Genomic DNA, 15811 nt, shown 5'->3' on the forward strand with positions numbered 1-15811 from the left:
GTGCTCGCACTGACGCTCACGCGGCGCGCAACTCCAGCATCACCGGCACATGGTCCGACGGCTTCTCCCAGCCGCGGACATGCTTGGCGATCGACACAGCCGCGAGCCGGTCGGCCGCCTGCGGCGAGAGCAGGAGGTGGTCGATGCGGATGCCGTTGTTCCGCTGCCAGGCGCCGGCCTGATAGTCCCAGAAGGTGTAGAGGCCCGGCGCATCCGTGGTCGCGCGCAGTGCCTCGGTCAGGCCGAGATTGACCAGGCTGCGAAAGGCGGTGCGCGTCGGCGGCAGGAAGAGCGCGTCACTGACCCAGGCGGCGGGCTCGCGGGCGTCGCGCGGTTCGGGGATGACGTTGTAGTCGCCGGCGAAGACCAGCGGCTCCTCCTGCTCCAGCAGCATCCGGGCATGGTTGGTGAGGCGCTTCATCCAGTCGAGCTTGTAGGGGTATTTCTCGGTGTTGGGCGGATTGCCGTTGGGCAGGTAGATGGTGGCCAGGCGCACCACGCCACTGCCCATGGGCAGGACGCCTTCGAGATAGCGCGCCTGCTCGTCGCTCGCGTCGCCCGGCAGGCCGCGTCGGATATCCTCGAGCTTGCTGCGGCTGATGATGGCGACGCCGTTGAAGGTCTTCTGGCCATGGGTCTCGACCTGCCAGCCGGCCTCCTCGATCTCGGCGCGCGGGAAATCTGCATCGAGACATTTGATCTCCTGCAGGCACAGCGCGTCAGGCTGCGCCTCCTTCAGGAAGTCGAGCAGATGGCCCAGCCGCTGGCGGACCGAATTGACGTTCCAGGTGGCGATGCGCACGAACCGAACTCCGACTCAGAAGAGCGTGAGGATAAGCGGCAGGCGCGCCGCGCTGGCAAGTCTGTTCAACGGGCAAGTCTGTTCAGTCTGACGGCGTGAATGGCCTGCCTGGCTCCGGACATGAAAAACCTCCGCGCATGGCTGCGCGGAGGTTGTCGTATTCACCCGTCAGGCGATGTCAGGGGCAGGCGCTATCAGGGGCAGGAGCGGACGACGCCGCCCGTGCCGATATAGGTGCCGGTCTCTGGGTCGTAGCTGCGGAAACGGCGCGAGCAATAGGCGATCGCATCAGGCCCCGCAGCGCCATAGACCGGTGCTGCATAGACCGGGCCGCCATAGATCGGAGCCGGCTCGGCATAGACCGGGCCGGGCGCGAGCAGCGCGCCTGCGGCCAGTGCGCCGATGGCGCCTGCCGCGATGCCGGCGCCGACGGCCGCGCCGCGTCCACCACGGTAATAACCACCGCGGTAGCCATAGCGTCCGCCACGATAACCGCCATAGCGGCGATACTGCACGGTCTCGACGAGACCCTTGCCGCTATCGGCTAGCGCCAGGGCCGAGCCTGCCGTTGCGCTGAGCGGGGCGGCGGAGGCCGGGGCGGCGATGAGGGCGCCTCCAACGAGCGCGGCCGCGATGGTCAAGGTCTTGATCATGACAAAACTCCTTTCCTCTCCAACGCGAGAGGAACGTCATTTGTTCCCCCGATTGTCGCTAAACTTAGTCGTTGCCGTGTCGTCATGGAAGCACTGATCGTAAAGAAGCCCGAATTTTCATCGATCGGACTGCTTGCGGGAACTTTTGCCGCGCCCCGGCGAAGGCCGCTTGCAGGGCCGATGCTCTTGCACCATCTAGCGGCTGCATCCTTTTGCATTGCAACATCCGTTCGAGAAAGCCTGGAAACTCCTTCATGTCGCATTCTGGCGAACCCCCGCGCGTCCCCGTGGCCGTGAAGCTCTTGCCAACGATCATCTTCAGTTCGCGCTGGCTGCAATTGCCGCTCTATCTCGGGTTGATCGTGGCACAGTGCGTCTACGTCTTCCTGTTCCTGAAGGAACTCTGGCACCTCGTCACCCATGCGACCGAGTTCGGCGAGCAGCAGATCATGCTGGTGGTGCTGGGCCTGATCGACGTGGTGATGATCTCGAACCTGCTGATCATGGTCATCGTCGGCGGTTACGAGACCTTCGTCTCGCGCCTGGGCCTGCAAGACCATCCCGACCAGCCGGAATGGCTGAGCCACGTCAACGCCAGCGTGCTCAAGATCAAGCTCGCCATGGCGATCATCGGCATCTCGTCGATCCACCTGCTGCGGACCTTCATCGAGGCCGGCAATATCGGCAGCACGACCGCGACGAACTACACCGCGACCGGCGTCATCCTGCAGACCGCGATCCACACCGTCTTCATCCTGTCGGCCATCGGCATCGCCTGGGTCGACAGGATGACGATGCCCCCGGTCGGCAAGGCGCATTGAGAGCCTAGAGTGTTTTCGAGCGAAGTGGGTACCGGTTCCCGTGAAGAAAACGCGTTAAAACAATGATCTAGAGCAATTGAACGATCCAATCAGATCGGAAATTGCTCTAGCGCAGGCTGTCGGCTCCGATCAGCCGGGCCATCTCCCGGTCCAGCCGGCTGTCATGCGTCCAGTGGATTGCCTGCCAGCCGAGGCGGCGCGCAGCCTTGACATTCTCGAGGCTGTCGTCGAGCAGCAGCAGGGCCTGCCCCGTGAGACTGAGCTTGTCCTGTACGGCCCGGAAGAAGGCAGGCTCGGGTTTCCGGGCCCCGATCGCTGCCGAATAGAAGATGTCATCGACGTGCCGGGACAGCCCGAGCGAGCCGAGCAGGTGCCGGGCGCGCATATGCTCCTGGTTCGTCGCGAGAGCGATGATGATGCCCGATGAGCGCAGCAGGTCGAGCGCGGCGAGCAGTTCGAGATCAAGCCGAGCGTCGTTGGCGAACCAGTAAGCCGTGAAGTCCTGATACGTCAGATGCGGCGCGATCTGGGCCAGCACGGGAGCGAGCTTCTCTTCCAGAGCGGTACGGCCGATGACGATGTCTGGCCAGTGCCTGGCGAAGAAGTGCTGATGCAGCAAATCCGGGTCGAGGCCCAAATCCTGCCTTAGCTCACTCGTCCAAGGGCGGCCATCGCAAGGCCTGCCTCGGACGAGGACGCCGTCGACATCGACGAGCAGTGCCCGGCGCACCAGGCCTCTAGCTCCGCGCTCCGCGCGGCAGACCCGCGGCGCGTGGTTGGGCGAGGCCCGGTGCGGTTTCCAGCCCGAGCGTCGGCAAAGCGAGCGTACGCTGGCCGCGAAAATCGACATGGCAGACGAGAAGCCCGCGCTCCTCGATATAGCCGATCAGGCGGCGCGCTCGGCTCGGCGAATGGCTGCCATAGACGGCGGCAAGCTCGGCGTCGGTGGGGCAGGGCGTGCGCTCGATGCCGGCCCGGGCGATGAACAGGAACAGGCTCTGGAGATCGTCGGGCAGCGCGGCGGAGGCCTCGATCGCGGCCTGCCAGGCCCCGGAGGCGGTGACCTCCTCGCTCGCGCCGGCGCGCGCCACGGCGAGCCTGCGGCGGAAATCGTCGAGGCTCAGGCTCTGGCGGCCGAGCCGGCGCATGCGGCAGCGCACGGTGAAATCCTGATAAAGCACCGCGATCTGGCGCGTGCGCGTCTCGGGGTCGGCCATCAATTCACGCAGGATCTCGACCATGATCGCCTCGCGCTCTTCCGGCTCCATCGGAATGTCCGGTTCGGGCTCAGGTGCGGGCGAGGGCCGATAGGTCTCGATCTGGCGCAGCACGTCATTGGCGGCGGGGCGCGGCCGCGGCGCCGGGCGCGGCGGCCAGTTGGTGACCGGAAGCTCGTCGGCGCCGGCGGTGAAGATCAGCTTTCCCGCCTCTTCGGGCGCCTGTTCCGGCAATGGCATCAGGCCGGGCGCGCCGCCGCGATCGAGCGAGGTCGCCGGCCCGATCCGCAGCGGCAGCGGGCGCTTCGACAATGCGGGACCGAGCGCGACGAACTGGCCGCGTTCGAGATCGCGGAACATTTCGGCCTGCTTGCGGTCCATGCCGAGGAGGTCGGCGGCGCGGGCCATGTCGATGTCGAGGAAGGTGCGGCCCATCAGGAAGTTCGAGGCTTCCGCCGCGACGTTCTTGGCGAGTTTTGCCAGGCGCTGGGTGGCGATGACGCCGGCCAGCCCGCGCTTGCGGCCCCGGCACATCAGGTTGGTCATGGCGCCGAGCGAGAGCCGGCGTGCCTCGTCGGAGGCCTCGCCCGCCATCACCGGTGCGAAGAGCTGCGCCTCGTCGACGACGATCAGCATCGGGAACCAGAGGCTGCGATCGACATCGAACAGGCCGCCGAGGAAGGCAGCGACCGCGCGCAACTGCTCGTCGGCCTCGAGGTTCTCCAGGTTCAGCACCACCGAGACGCGATGCTGCCGGACCCTGAGCGCGACGCGCTGGAGCTCGGCCTCGCCGCATTGCGCATCGACCACGACATGGCCGAACTGGTCGGCGAGCGAGACGAAATCGCCCTCGGGATCGATCACCGCCTGCTGCACGAGCGGGGCGCTCTGTTCGAGCAGGCGGCGCAGCAGATGCGATTTGCCCGAACCGGAATTGCCTTGGACAAGCAGACGCGTCGCCAGCAATTCGGCGAGATCGAGCAAGGCCGGCTCGCCGCTCCGGGCGGTCCCCATGTCGATGGCCGTCGTCATGCCGTGGTTGCGTCGCCTTGATGTGCCTGTCGGACCGGTGCCTTTAGCACAGCGCAGCGCCGGGCTCGCTGCGCCGCAGCGCGCCTTCCACAGCAAAGGTCGTGCATCGATCGCTCAGCGCGGGCAGCGCCGGGCCCGCTCCTCGCGGGCGATATCGGCGACGGTGCGGCGCTGGCTGTTGGAGAGCGGCACATCCTCGACGGCATCGTATTGGCAGCCGGCATTGCCGAAGGCGCTGATGCCGCGCGCGGTGCGGAAGCAATAGCCCTGCGCCTTGTAGATCTCGTTGCGGGCATACCAGAGGTCGTCGCAGGTCTCGGCGCGAGCGGGAGCAGTGGAGGCGGCCATGAGGCCAAAGCCCAGCAGGCCCAGCATCGTCAGCGTCTGGCGCGGCATTGCCCGTTCCCTTGATTCATTTGCGGCGCCGAGTTTGCGGTCTGCGGCTGGCCAGGGCAACCACTGATCTCGGCCAGTCCAATCCCGCCCGATTCCGGCCGCCGGTCTTGCTCTCGTATAAAACCGCGTCTGCTCGCCGGTAGAGGCTCTCCAGCGTCTCGCGCCCGTCGAAGCAGGCCGCGCCGATGCTGACGGTGAGATGCGGCGCCGTCGCCGAGGCGTCATGAGGAATGGCAAGCTCGACGATGGCGGCGACGATGCTGTCGAGCAGGACCTGGGCCTGCTCCGGCCCGGTTCCGTAGAGCAGCAGGCCGAATTCCTCTCCGCCGAGCCGGGCGGCGAGGTCCATCGGCCGGCGCAGGCCGGTCTTGAGGCTGCGCGCGACTAGGCTGAGTGCAAGATCTCCGGTCTGATGGCCGTAGCGGTCGTTGAATTTCTTGAAATGATCGACATCGAGGATGGCGAGCACCACGCCCGAGCCCTCGCGCTGCGCCTGCAGCAGCGCGGTCGCGGCGTGCTGCTCGAAGAAGCGGCGATTGCCGATGCCGGTCAGCGCGTCGAACATGGCGTAGTGATGCAGCAGGCGGCGCAGCAGGAACTGGTCGCGCTGAGCGTATTCGCGGAGATAGGCCCCGACGGCGCCGACGAAGACGGCGAAGAACACCAGGGTCGAGAGCCGGATATGCTCGCGCATATGGCTCGGATCGAGCATCACGCCGCCGAGCAGGGCGGTCGCGACGGCGATCAACGTCGCAGCGCCGAGGCTTTGGCGGAAGGTCATCCCAACCGGCAGGAAGACCGCGATGATGATGACGAACTGCGCCATGTCGGCATGGGGTAGGTCGCGCAGCTTCATGACATTGGCGCTGATGGCGCTGGAGGTGCCGATCAGGACCAAGGCCAGGAACGATAGCCAGGGATAACTGGGCGATGGAGGCCTGGCCTCATTGCGGCCCCGGCTCGCCAGGCGCTGGACCAGCAGCAGCAGGATCGCCAGCACGATCAGGCGCAGGGTCACTGTGATCCAGACATCGTAATGCCGCTCGGCGAGCTCATGCGGCAGGTCGAGCCGCCAGAGATCGAGCGCCATGAAGGCGAGCCAGATCGCGAGCGCGGTCGCCGAGCAGATCAGCGCGCTGATGCGCTGATCCTGGCGCATATGCCGGCGGTATTCGCGCTCCAAGGAGGGGGAGAAGCGCAGACGTCCGAAACCCTTCGTCCGCTGCTCGGCATAGAGGCCAGCCTGCGCCGGAGTCGGCGCAGCTGTTGCGGCGACGTCGATGACCGGTCCCGGGGCGTGCATGGGCGCGACCATGCCGCCGACTATCTAAAACTCCGTTTGGACATGCGGTGGATTTGTCGGCTTCGGTTTAAGGTTTCCTCATGATATTCGCCAAATCCGGCGTGATCGGCCCCGTGCAGGGTGGCCGAGGGAAGGCTTGCTGCCAACCCATCGCGGGGCGCGCAACACCAATGTCGTGGAGTTCTGGCAAGACGGGCGTTCGGGAGGCAAGAGGACCTTCAGGAGAATCGAACGGTGCTGAGCTACGGCTATTGCGAGCGGCTGAGCGGCGCGTTCTGGGCCGAGCCCTGGAATGCTCTGACGAACGGAGCCTTCCTGCTGGCGGCTGTCGCGGCTTTTCAGCTCTGGCGGCGCAGCGGCGGTCCGGACCGACCGGCTCTGGCGCTCACCCTGCTGGTCTTCGTGATCGGCATCGGTTCCTTCCTCTACCACACCATGCCGCAGGGCTGGACGCTGGCCGCCGATGTCGTGCCGATCCAGCTCTTCGCCTTCTCCTATTTCGGCCTGGCGTTGATGCGCTTCTGCGGCTTGCCCTGGCAGGCTGCAGTGCTGGGGACGTTCGCCTTCTTCACCTTTGCGCTGTTGCTCTCCAGCGGGATCGGTTCGTTGCTGCCGCAGCCGGCGCGCGGCTCGGCCGGCTATGCCGCCTTCCTGCTGGGGCTTGCCGGCGTTGCCGGCGCCTTGCTGCGCCGGCCGGGCGGCCGGGATACGGCGCGGCTGGTCGGTTTGGCGGGGTTGGTGTTTGCCCTATCGCTGGCCCTTCGCACGCTGGACGGAGCGCTCTGCAACGGCTGGAGCATGGGCACGCACTGGCTCTGGCATCTGCTCAATGCGGCCGTGCTCTATCTGCTGCTGAGGGCGGCGATCCTGCGCTAGAGCATCGGCCCGAAAAGTGGGAACCGGTTTTCGGAACAAGCCGATGCAAGATCAAAACACTACAGCATCAGACCGAATACGATATTCGGTCTGATGCTGTAGTGACGGGGAGCCCCGTGACGGGGCGGCCGAGCTCATTTATGCGCGGCCATCTCCAGGCAGGTCAGCACCTGGACATAGCTCGGCGGGCCGCCCAGACCCGCGCCCTCGACGCAGGTGGCGCGCTGTACCGGCGGGTATTTCGTCCATTGCTGCTGCAGATCGGCCGCTGCCTTGCTCTCGTCGTCGCGGCAGGCCTGGTTGGGGCGGCCGACGCCGGTGACGGGCTCGCCGGCATGGCGGCAGGCCTGTTCGATGCTGAAGCGGGGCGGGCTGTCGGCGACCGGCAGCACCATGCCAGACGACAGCGAGATTGCGACGAGACCGGCGATGATCATGGCATGAACCTCTGCGAAACCACGCCCCGCTCATTGAACGCGTGGCGTGCAGGCGTCGTTCCATGCTCTGCGCGAAGAGCAGCCTTGCGGCGCAAGACTACAGCAATGTCTGATCCAATTCGATCGGACATTGCTGTAGCCCATTGTAGCAACGTGTTTTCTTCACGCGAACCGGTGCCCACTTCGCTTGAAAACGCTCCGGACCTCAGTTCAGTTTCACCAGCTCGACGCGGCGATTCTGGCTGCGGCCCTCCTCGGCGTCGTTGCTGGCGACGGGAGCGACCATGCCGACGCCCGCCGCGCGGAAGCGCTTGGCGTCGAGCTTGTAGTCGGCGGCGAGCGCCTTGATCACGGCGTCGGCGCGGCGACGCGAGAGATCGACATTGTAGTCGTAGCCGCCCTGATTGTCGGTGTGGCCGACGACGATGACAGCGAGCCTCGCATCCGATTTCATCAGCGTGGCGATCTCCTGCAGGGTCGCGGCCGATTCCGGCTTGATCTCGGTCTTGTTAGTGTCGAACAGGATGCCGTAGAGCGCAATCTTGCCGGTCGAGCCCAGGGAGCGCGCCATCTCCTGCGCCTTCACCTCGGTCATCTTCTTCTCGCGCGATCTCGGCTCGACGATATGGACCACCGCGACCGTGCGGCCAGTCAGCGCCGTGCAGTAGCTGTTGTCGCCGAGCTGATAGGTCTGGACCGTGACATAAGCCTCACCGCCGGGGCGCGGCAGCTTGGCCGCAAAGAAGCGCTGGTCGCTGATCGTGCCGGTGACGGCGCAGGCGCCGTTCGAGAAGCTCGCATCCTTGATGTCCGCCTCGCGGAAGAAATACATCATCAGGCTGGATTCGCCGCCGCCGCCGCTCGACGAGCGGGTGTGCTCGCCGCCGCAGCCCTCGGTCTTGCAGGCAAACAGCACCGAGCCGCCGGCCGCCTCGATCTCGTCCTGGTAGTTGCGCAACACCTCCAATGGCGAGCGATTGGCGGGCGTGACATAGACCAGTCGGGTGAAGGCGCCTTCGACCTCCTGCTCCTGCTTGGGCACGAACAGGATATTGTTCATCGCGTCGCGCTTGTCGGTCTGCTCCAGCCTGGAGAGCGGAACCTTGAAATCGGTGAAGGCCGAGCTCGAGCCGCTGACGATGAAGGAGCCCTCATAGCGCTTCAGCATGGGATTATCCTTCACGCCGGCGATGTCCTTGGTCGGGATCGTCGCATCCGCATGGGCCGCGCCAGACAAGGCCATCAGGGCCATCGCTACACTAGCCAGTCGAGCCCAGGCCATCGCCGTTTCTCCCGTTCGGATCTTTGGGAGCGGGACCGTATCGACCTTTCCGGGGTGACTCAATCTCGGGTTCGCGTTGGGGCAGGTCGCTTTCCTTCTCCGCGAGAGAAGGTTGCGCAGCCCGAAGTCCAGCAGGCGCGGGGAACCCGCGTCCGCGCCCACTAGCTCGCCAAAATGCCCTCGACGATCTCCTGGACGTTCAGCGCCTCGGCCAGCGTCGCCAGATGATGCGGCTGGCCCTGGGTGAGGCGCACGACGCCTTCGAGCTGGCGCTTCAGGGCGAGCGGGCGGGCCTGCTCGTTCGACATCGCGCCCGGCGCGCGCTGCCAGCTGCCATCGGGCAGGCGGCGTTCGGCGATCGACCAGTCGCAGAGCCGGACCGCGCCCTTGTCGCCTTCCAGCATCCAGATGTTGTGATCATCCTTCGTGGTCGTGCCGACGCTGCCCTTGAGCACGACCGGCACCTCGCCGGCGAAAAGCCGGGCCTCGATCGCGCGTTCCGCCTTGCCGGCTTCCGGGAAGCTCACGCTGGCTGAAAGCCCATGCAGCGGGCCGAGCAGCCGGCGGCTGAGGAACAGGAAATGCGACACGACCTCGCGGGTGAAGCCACCCTGGGCCGGCTTGTCGAGCCAGGCTGCGGCGTCGGCCTGCCAGGAGCGCGGCCAGGTCGCGAAGGCGACCTCGATCGTGATGCGCGAGACCGTGCCGATCTCCCCCTGCGCGACCCAGTCCTGCAGGGTCGCGACCGCGAGCGAGGAGGCGAAGGGGAAGTTGACCGCGCCGCGCTCGCCGGCGCTGGCGACGAAGGCGCGCGCATCAGTGACATCGACCGCAAGCGGCTTCTCCGCGAAGACGCTTTTGCCGGCAGCCAGCGCGGCGCGGGCATGGTCGAGATGCGAGGCCGGCGGCGAGGCGATGTAGACGCAGTCGCTGGCCGCGATGACCGCGGCGGCGTCGGTCAATTGTGGAAGGGTGGGGAAGGCGGCGGCGATGCGCGCCATGGCGGCGGGCGCCGGGTCCCAGATGCCGCTGACCCCCAGGCTGTCGGGCGCCTGTTCGAGGATCGCGCGTAGCAGGCGCTCGCCCATGATTCCGGCGCCGATGATCCCGATCGAGAGTGTGGCCTGCGGCATGGCGGTCAAGGTCTCAAGCTGTGAGGGAGGGAAGGCGGGATAGCAGGATTCGCGGAGGCGGGTCACTGTCCGGTGTGTGGGGGCGCCGGATGGCCGGGGGCGTCATCGTTCACAGCGTCGGCGAATTTGCGCATGAGCCGTACCAGCTCCGCGACATCACGCTCATCCCAACTGGCGAAAATGGCGCGGCCGATCCGTTCGCGTGCCTTGTCCACGGCGTCGGTCATGGCCTTGCCCTTGGGCGTCACGATCGCTTCCCGAACGCGACGGTCAGCGGCTCCGGCCTGGCGCTCGACGAGGCCGAGGCTTTCCAGTTTGGCGACCTGCCGGCTGACGGTGGTGTAGTCGCGCCCGACCCGGTCGGCGAGATCGACGACTCCGATCGGCCCGCGCCGCTCGATGCCGACGAGCAGCGGGAACAGGGCGCGATCGAGCGAAATGCCGGCCTCCCGGACCATCATCTCGTCACGCTGGGGGCGGTTCATGATGCTGACGATGTCGATCAGCGCCCCGTGCAGAACCCTGAGCTGCTCAGATATATGTGTATTTTGCACATTTTTTCTTGACGACATGCCGACTCTCCAATTATGTGCATATTACACATAAGGAGACGGCGATGACAGAGGATTTCACGGCCGACGTGTTGATTTGCGGCGCGGGTGCGGCCGGCCTCACACTCGCGATAGAGCTTGCACGTCGCGGTCTATCCTTCCGCTTGATCGAGAAGATGGACGGGCCTTTCCGTGGCTCGCGCGGCAAGGGCATCCAGCCGCGAACACAGGAGGTCTTCGAGGATCTCGGCATTCTCGACCGCGTCGTCGCGGCCGGAGGCCTCTATCCGCCGCAATGGGAATATCGCGACGACGGCAGCTACACAGAATCCGATGTCATGGCGCATGAGGATCCGACGCCTGCCGAGCCCTACCACCTCCCGCTCATGGTGCCGCAATTCCTGACCGAGGGCGTGATGCGCGAGCGCCTCGTCGAGCTCGGGCATCGGCCGGAGTTCGGCTGCGAACTGGTCGGATTGGAGCAGGACGAGGCTGGCGTGACGGCGCGGCTCGTCTCCGGAGCCGGCGAGGAGGTCATGCGCGTGCGCTATCTCATTGGCACGGATGGCGGCCGTAGCTTCGTGCGCCACGCGCTCGATATCGGCTTCCCGGGCAAGACGCTTGGCGTTCGGGCCGTTGTCGCCGATGTCGTCCTGACAGGCCTGGGACGCGATGCCTGGCACCGCTTCAGCGAAGGTTCGATGGAGCGGCAGATGTCGCTATGCCCGCTTACCGGGACCGAGCTGTTCCAGCTGCAGGCGCCGATCCCGCTTGAAGGCGATGTTGACCTTTCCACTGAGGGCCTCTCCGCAATGGTGGCCGGGCGCACCGGCCGCGACGATATTCGTATCCAATCGGTGTCCTGGGCATCGGCCTTCGCCATGAATGCGCGGCTGGCCGATCGTTACCGTGTCGGTCGCGTGTTCCTGGTCGGCGACGCCGCTCATGTTCATCCGCCGACGGGCGGCCAGGGGCTCAATACCAGTGTCCAGGACGCTTATAATCTCGGCTGGAAACTGGCGGCGGTCGCGGCCGGTGCTCCTGACGCCTTGCTCGACAGCTATGAGGAGGAACGTCGACCGATCGCAGCGGGTATGCTCGGCCTTGCCACCAAACTGCTCGATGCGGCCAAGCGTGGCGAGATGCGGCGTGGCCGCGAAGTCCACCAGCTCGACCTTGGTTATGCGGGGTCGTCGCTCGCGCTGGAAAAGCCGGAACGCGGCGGCGGCCTGCTCGCCGGAGACCGCGCGCCCGATGCACCGATCCGCGGCGCTGCCGGACAAGCGACGCGTCTGTTCGAACTGTTCAAGGGCGCGGATTGGACGTTGTTGGGCTATGAGGTCGAGCGCGATGCAGTGGCGCCGCGTCCCGGGCTCGGCATCCATACGCTCGGTCCGCGCGGCGATATTCTCGATGAGGGCGACCACCTGCGCGACGCTTATGCTTTGACACCTGGCGATTGGGTGCTTGTGCGTCCCGACGGCTATGTCGGGGCGATCGTCTCGTCCAGCGAGATCAGCGGGCTGGAGACCTATCTTCGGAGTATGGGTCTCGAGCGCGGCGGGTTTTAGCGCAGCCTGGCGGGCGGTGCACCGGTCGTGTCCCTGATGACCAGTTTGGTGGGCAGCAGGACGGTTTCGACGGGCGCATCAAAAGCCTCGATCCGGCGCAGCAGCAACTGGGCGGCGGTCCTGCCCACGGTCTGCCGCGCCACGGCGACGGTGGTGAGCGCGGGACGCCACAGGGTCGCCTCGGCGATGTCGTCGAAGCCGATGACGGAGAAATCCCGCCCCGGCGTCAATTCGCGCGAGCGCAGGCCGAGCATGGCGCCAAAGGCGATGACATCGTTGAAGCAGACGACCGCCGTGGGCGGCTCGGGCAGATCGAGCACGGTCAGAACATGCGCCATGCCGGTGTCGCGCGTCGCCGGGCCTGAGAGCACGAGGCGCGGTTCGAGCGCGATCCCGGCATCGAACAGGGCTTGCCGATAGCCCTCGAACCGCTCGCGGCCGGTCGAGATGTTCTGGTTGAGGCCGATCATGCCGATCCTGCGATGGCCGAGCTCGATCAGGTGCCTTGTGGCCTCGATCATGCCGGCGCGGTGATTGGCCTGGACGAGATCGACCTCCGCTCCCGGAACCGAGCGCGAGACCATCACGCAAGGCAGCCGCCAGGACCGGAGCTGGTCGACGAAGGCGGCGTCCGTGCCCATGGCGGGCACGACAAGCAGGCCAGCGACATTATATTCGCGCACGGCCGAGACGAAGGCGCTCTGGCGCGCGACGGATTCGGCGGTGTTCGACATCAAGACGATGCGGTTCTGCTCCGTCAGCGCGTCTTCCATCGCCGCGACGATTTCGGCGAAATAGGGGTTGATCAGATCATTGACCGCCATGGCGATCAAGCGGGACTCCGTCGAGCGCAGGCCCGCAGCGCCGCGGTTATAGACATAGCCGAGGTTTTTCGCCGCCTCGAGCACGCGCTCATGGGTGCGTTTGGGGATCGTCGGGCTGTTGCGCAGCACGAGCGAGACGGTGGCCTTCGAGACGCCGGTCGCATTCGCGATATCCACCAGAGTGGGCCGCGGGTTCACTTGCGATTGCGCCTTGCGATGCTCGAAATCTGCCACGGATTCGTCTGTTTCTGCCTCTGGATGGATGATCTGATCGTGGTGGGGCGGCCCGTCAAGCTGCGGGCTCAGGCGATGCCGTGGAGGGCGAGGACATGCCGCATCCGCTGCGCCGCCCGGTCGGGGTCTGGGAACAGGCCGAGCGTCGCGGCGTGACGGAAGACGCGGGCGAGATGCAGCACCGAGCGGGCGCCCTGCTGGGCGCCGAGCATGGTGAAATGCTCCTGATAGCCGCCGAGATAGGCGAGCAGGACGACGCCGGTCTTGTAGTACTGCGTCGGCGCCTGGAACAATTCGCGCGAGAGTTCCACGGTTGGGTCGAGGATGTCCCGGAAGGGCGCGACGCCGTCTTGCGTCAAGGCCTTGAGGGCGGCCGACGCGATGGGTGCGATCGGATCGAAGATGCCGAGCAAGGCGTGGCTGAAGCCCTTGATGTCGCCGGCGATCAGTTCGGGGTAGTTGAAATCGTCGCCGGTATACATCGCGACGCCCTCGGGAAGGCGGCGGCGCATCGCGATCTCGAGCTCCTTGTCGAGGAGCGAGATCTTGATGCCGGCGATCCTGCCGGCATTGTCGGCGATCATGCCGAGGCAGGAATCCATCGCGGCATCGACGTTGCGGCCGCCCCAATAGCCGGCGAGCGCCGGATCGAACATCTCGCCGAGCCAGTGCAGAATCACCGGCTGGTCGGCCTCGGCGAGGACGCGGGCATAGACGCGGGCATAATCGGCGGGGGATCGTGCCGCCCGGGCGAGAGCCCGGCTCGCCATCAGGATGACGCGCCCACCGAGCCCCTGGACATAGGACAACTGCTCGAGATAGGCGGCGATGACGCTCTCGATCGTCGCGTCCTCGGGGGCGAGCTGTTCGGTGCCAACGCCTGAGAACACCACCGCGCCGGGCCGATGGCGGGCGCTGGCGAGGGTGTTGCGGATCAGGATTTTCGCGGAAGGCCAATCCAGCCCCATGCCGCGCTGGGCGGTATCCATCGCCTCGGCGACGCCGAGGCCGAGATCCCAGAGATGCTCACGGAAGCGCTGTGTGGCGTCGAAATCGATCGCGATCTCGCGCATCGGCGCGATATCGGCGAGCGGATCGGCAACGACATGGGCGGCCGAGAGGACCGCGCGCGCCAGCGTTTCGCCAGGGCGGGCGGTGTCCCAGCGGACAGGCTCGGGCAAGGCGAAGCGTTCCAGCGAGCGGTCTGCGCGGGGAAGAGCGAGCGTGATCATGCGGGCGTCCGTTCCGGGGCTTGAGGGCGCAGGCGGGTGAGAAGCGTGGTTTCGCCCTCCTGGGCGATCTCGCCGCCGCGTTTCACGACTTCGAAAGCGAGCGTGACTATGCCTTGGCCCTTGCTGGAGAGGCGTTTGCCGGCGACGCGGATCTGCGCGCCGATGCGATCGCCCGCGAAGATCGGGCCCTTGAAGCGCCAGTTCCAGCCGAGCGAGGCGACGGCCATGATGCGCACCGAGGCCCGGTTCTTCAGCCCGTCCGTCAGCGCCAGGCCGAGCAGGCCATGGGCGACCCTGGCCGGAAAGCCCTGCGAGCGGGCGAAGTCGTCATCCATGTGGATGTCGAAGAAATCGCCGGAGAGGCCGGCGAAGGAGACGATATGGGCCTCGGTCACGACCAGGAAGCCGGTCTGGTAGCGATCACCCTCCTCAAGATCCTCGAACCAGTATTCGCCCGGGGGAAGTTCTCTGCCGCTCATGATCGTCACAGCCTGCGAACCGCCAGGCCGCCATCGACCCGCACGACCTCGCCGGTCGAATAGGGCAGGGAGCCGCAGGCCAGCATCGCGGCGGCCTTGCCGATATCCTCGGGCTCGCCCCAGCGGGCGAGCGGGGTGAGGCCAGCTGCGAAAAGCGCGTCGTAGCGCTCCTTCGCCACGGCAGTCATGTTGGTGCGGATGATTCCGGGACGGATCTCGTAGGCATTGATGCCGTCTCCGGCCAGGCGCGCCGCGAAGAGCTGCGACATCATCGCGAGCCCCGTCTTGGAAATGCAGTACTCGGCCCGGTCGGCCGAGGCGAACTCGACATTGATCGAGGAGATCGTGACGATGCTGCGGAAATGCTCGGACGGCGCTTGCACCATCTTCCGCGCCACGGCTTGCGTCAGGAAGAATGGGCCCCTCAGATTGACCTCCATCAGGTGGTCATAGCTCTCGGGCGTGACCTTCAGGATGTCGTCGCGCCTGGCGACGGAGATGCCGGCATTGTTGACGAGGCAATGCAGGCCGCCGAAGGCGGCCCAGGCCTCATCGACCAGGGCTTGCTGGCTGGAGAGGTCGCTGATGTCGCCGGGCAGCGCCACCGCCTGGCCGCCGCGCTCCTCGATTGCCGCGATGGTGGCCGGCAGATCATCGGATTCGGCCAAGTCATTGGCGATGATGTTGAAACCGGCATCCGACAAGGCGAGCGCGATGGCGCGGCCGATGCCGCGACCTGCGCCCGTGACCAGGGCGCTTCCGAGCTGTGGTCGATCCATCCCAGCGTTTCCCGGCTTCATTTTTTCAGTTGCATGGCCTTGTTGAGCTCGTTAGTAAATCGATCTACTAGAACGATCAAGTCAGTTTTTAAACTGCGCCCATGGGAGTGAAACGATGAGGCTCACGGTGAAGCGCTGTACCTTCGATGGTTGGGGCGGCTCTGCGCTGCCCTGGCTTCGTCGAGCCAT

General features: G+C 66.2%; 17 protein-coding genes. 3 read left to right on the plus strand and 14 right to left on the minus strand.

From position 1 onward, the window contains the following. Positions 1-16 precede the first annotated feature (16 nt). Both xth and ACSQ3P_RS03615 read right to left on the minus strand, forming a co-directional pair. Complete coding sequence (gene xth / locus ACSQ3P_RS03610; protein ID WP_436164263.1) at positions 17-802, minus strand: exodeoxyribonuclease III; 786 nt, start codon at positions 800-802, stop codon at positions 17-19. 194 nt (positions 803-996) lie between these two features. Next, the gene (locus ACSQ3P_RS03615) at positions 997-1455 is read right to left on the minus strand and encodes a BA14K family protein (protein WP_436164264.1); all 459 of its coding nucleotides are present in this window, start codon (positions 1453-1455) and stop codon (positions 997-999) included. 254 nt (positions 1456-1709) lie between these two features. On the opposite strand from ACSQ3P_RS03615, the gene ACSQ3P_RS03620 reads away from it, so the two are divergent. Then, positions 1710-2276 (plus strand): TIGR00645 family protein, encoded by a 567-nt coding sequence (locus ACSQ3P_RS03620; RefSeq protein WP_436164265.1) that lies wholly within the window; start codon positions 1710-1712, stop codon positions 2274-2276. 106 nt (positions 2277-2382) lie between these two features. Here the strand turns inward: ACSQ3P_RS03620 and ACSQ3P_RS03625 are convergent, their stop codons facing one another. From ACSQ3P_RS03625 to ACSQ3P_RS03640, 4 genes are all read right to left on the minus strand, one after another. After that, positions 2383-3006, minus strand: coding sequence for an HAD-IA family hydrolase (locus tag ACSQ3P_RS03625; protein WP_436164266.1), 624 nt, complete (start codon positions 3004-3006; stop codon positions 2383-2385). Positions 3007-3013: 7 nt separating this feature from the next. After that, positions 3014-4525, minus strand: coding sequence for a helicase HerA domain-containing protein (locus tag ACSQ3P_RS03630; RefSeq protein ID WP_436164267.1), 1512 nt, complete (start codon positions 4523-4525; stop codon positions 3014-3016). A 114-nt stretch (positions 4526-4639) separates the two neighbouring features. Then, positions 4640-4921, minus strand: coding sequence for a YARHG domain-containing protein (locus tag ACSQ3P_RS03635; protein ID WP_436164268.1), 282 nt, complete (start codon positions 4919-4921; stop codon positions 4640-4642). A 16-nt stretch (positions 4922-4937) separates the two neighbouring features. Continuing rightward, positions 4938-6236, minus strand: a complete 1299-nt coding sequence (locus ACSQ3P_RS03640) for a diguanylate cyclase domain-containing protein (RefSeq protein WP_436164269.1) — start codon at positions 6234-6236, stop codon at positions 4938-4940. Between the two features lie 222 nt (positions 6237-6458). Here ACSQ3P_RS03640 and ACSQ3P_RS03645 point away from each other — a divergent pair, with 222 nt between their 5' ends. Then, positions 6459-7100, plus strand: a complete 642-nt coding sequence (locus tag ACSQ3P_RS03645; RefSeq protein WP_436164270.1) for a ceramidase domain-containing protein — start codon at positions 6459-6461, stop codon at positions 7098-7100. Positions 7101-7234: 134 nt separating this feature from the next. On the opposite strand, the gene ACSQ3P_RS03650 is transcribed toward ACSQ3P_RS03645, so the two are convergent. The 4 genes from ACSQ3P_RS03650 to ACSQ3P_RS03665 form a co-directional block, all read right to left on the minus strand. After that, positions 7235-7537: a hypothetical protein gene (locus tag ACSQ3P_RS03650; RefSeq protein ID WP_436164271.1), complete on the minus strand. Its 303-nt coding sequence runs from the start codon at positions 7535-7537 to the stop codon at positions 7235-7237. Positions 7538-7742: 205 nt separating this feature from the next. Beyond that, complete coding sequence (locus ACSQ3P_RS03655; protein WP_436164272.1) at positions 7743-8780, minus strand: OmpA family protein; 1038 nt, start codon at positions 8778-8780, stop codon at positions 7743-7745. Between the two features lie 200 nt (positions 8781-8980). Then, entirely contained in the window at positions 8981-9952 is a 972-nt protein-coding gene (locus tag ACSQ3P_RS03660) for a Gfo/Idh/MocA family protein (protein ID WP_436164273.1), read from the minus strand. 62 nt (positions 9953-10014) lie between these two features. Continuing rightward, complete coding sequence (locus tag ACSQ3P_RS03665) at positions 10015-10524, minus strand: MarR family winged helix-turn-helix transcriptional regulator (RefSeq protein ID WP_436164274.1); 510 nt, start codon at positions 10522-10524, stop codon at positions 10015-10017. A gap of 44 nt (positions 10525-10568) precedes the next feature. Between ACSQ3P_RS03665 and ACSQ3P_RS03670 the strand changes: the two genes are divergently transcribed. After that, positions 10569-12074: an FAD-dependent oxidoreductase gene (locus ACSQ3P_RS03670; RefSeq protein ID WP_436164275.1), complete on the plus strand. Its 1506-nt coding sequence runs from the start codon at positions 10569-10571 to the stop codon at positions 12072-12074. Here ACSQ3P_RS03670 and ACSQ3P_RS03675 read toward each other — a convergent pair. The 4 genes from ACSQ3P_RS03675 to ACSQ3P_RS03690 all read right to left on the minus strand — a co-directional run bounded on the left by ACSQ3P_RS03675 (position 12071) and on the right by ACSQ3P_RS03690 (position 15622). Continuing rightward, positions 12071-13132 carry a LacI family DNA-binding transcriptional regulator gene (locus ACSQ3P_RS03675; RefSeq protein ID WP_436164276.1) on the minus strand — a complete coding sequence of 354 codons (1062 nt, stop codon included), beginning with the start codon at positions 13130-13132 and terminating at the stop codon, positions 12071-12073. The genes ACSQ3P_RS03670 and ACSQ3P_RS03675 overlap by 4 nt on opposite strands. A gap of 68 nt (positions 13133-13200) precedes the next feature. Continuing rightward, positions 13201-14364 (minus strand): dihydrodipicolinate synthase family protein, encoded by a 1164-nt coding sequence (locus ACSQ3P_RS03680; protein ID WP_436164277.1) that lies wholly within the window; start codon positions 14362-14364, stop codon positions 13201-13203. Then, positions 14361-14843, minus strand: a complete 483-nt coding sequence (locus ACSQ3P_RS03685) for a MaoC family dehydratase (protein WP_436164278.1) — start codon at positions 14841-14843, stop codon at positions 14361-14363. Before ACSQ3P_RS03685 ends, ACSQ3P_RS03680 begins: the two co-directional genes overlap by 4 nt. Positions 14844-14848: 5 nt before the next feature. Next, positions 14849-15622: a 3-ketoacyl-ACP reductase gene (locus ACSQ3P_RS03690; protein WP_436164279.1), complete on the minus strand. Its 774-nt coding sequence runs from the start codon at positions 15620-15622 to the stop codon at positions 14849-14851. Positions 15623-15811: the final 189 nt, after the last annotated feature.

Origin of the sequence: Allobosea sp. LjRoot9 (assembly GCF_964252745.1) — a bacterium.
In the GTDB taxonomy this organism is placed as follows: domain Bacteria; phylum Pseudomonadota; class Alphaproteobacteria; order Rhizobiales; family Beijerinckiaceae; genus Allobosea.

What these genes read in the sequence shown, in the direction of transcription:
- ACSQ3P_RS03630 (WP_436164267.1), bottom strand. Translation starts at nt 4,525, where the DNA reads ATGACGACGGCCATCGACATGGGGACCGCCCGGAGCGGCGAGCCGGCC.
- ACSQ3P_RS03670 (WP_436164275.1), top strand. Translation starts at nt 10,569, where the DNA reads ATGACAGAGGATTTCACGGCCGACGTGTTGATTTGCGGCGCGGGTGCG.
- ACSQ3P_RS03655 (WP_436164272.1), bottom strand. Translation starts at nt 8,780, where the DNA reads ATGGCCTTGTCTGGCGCGGCCCATGCGGATGCGACGATCCCGACCAAG.
- ACSQ3P_RS03620 (WP_436164265.1), top strand. Translation starts at nt 1,710, where the DNA reads ATGTCGCATTCTGGCGAACCCCCGCGCGTCCCCGTGGCCGTGAAGCTC.
- ACSQ3P_RS03665 (WP_436164274.1), bottom strand. Translation starts at nt 10,524, where the DNA reads ATGTCGTCAAGAAAAAATGTGCAAAATACACATATATCTGAGCAGCTC.
- ACSQ3P_RS03690 (WP_436164279.1), bottom strand. Translation starts at nt 15,622, where the DNA reads ATGGATCGACCACAGCTCGGAAGCGCCCTGGTCACGGGCGCAGGTCGC.
- ACSQ3P_RS03680 (WP_436164277.1), bottom strand. Translation starts at nt 14,364, where the DNA reads ATGATCACGCTCGCTCTTCCCCGCGCAGACCGCTCGCTGGAACGCTTC.
- ACSQ3P_RS03640 (WP_436164269.1), bottom strand. Translation starts at nt 6,236, where the DNA reads ATGGTCGCGCCCATGCACGCCCCGGGACCGGTCATCGACGTCGCCGCA.
- ACSQ3P_RS03635 (WP_436164268.1), bottom strand. Translation starts at nt 4,921, where the DNA reads ATGCCGCGCCAGACGCTGACGATGCTGGGCCTGCTGGGCTTTGGCCTC.
- ACSQ3P_RS03650 (WP_436164271.1), bottom strand. Translation starts at nt 7,537, where the DNA reads ATGATCATCGCCGGTCTCGTCGCAATCTCGCTGTCGTCTGGCATGGTG.
- ACSQ3P_RS03660 (WP_436164273.1), bottom strand. Translation starts at nt 9,952, where the DNA reads ATGCCGCAGGCCACACTCTCGATCGGGATCATCGGCGCCGGAATCATG.
- ACSQ3P_RS03615 (WP_436164264.1), bottom strand. Translation starts at nt 1,455, where the DNA reads ATGATCAAGACCTTGACCATCGCGGCCGCGCTCGTTGGAGGCGCCCTC.
- ACSQ3P_RS03685 (WP_436164278.1), bottom strand. Translation starts at nt 14,843, where the DNA reads ATGAGCGGCAGAGAACTTCCCCCGGGCGAATACTGGTTCGAGGATCTT.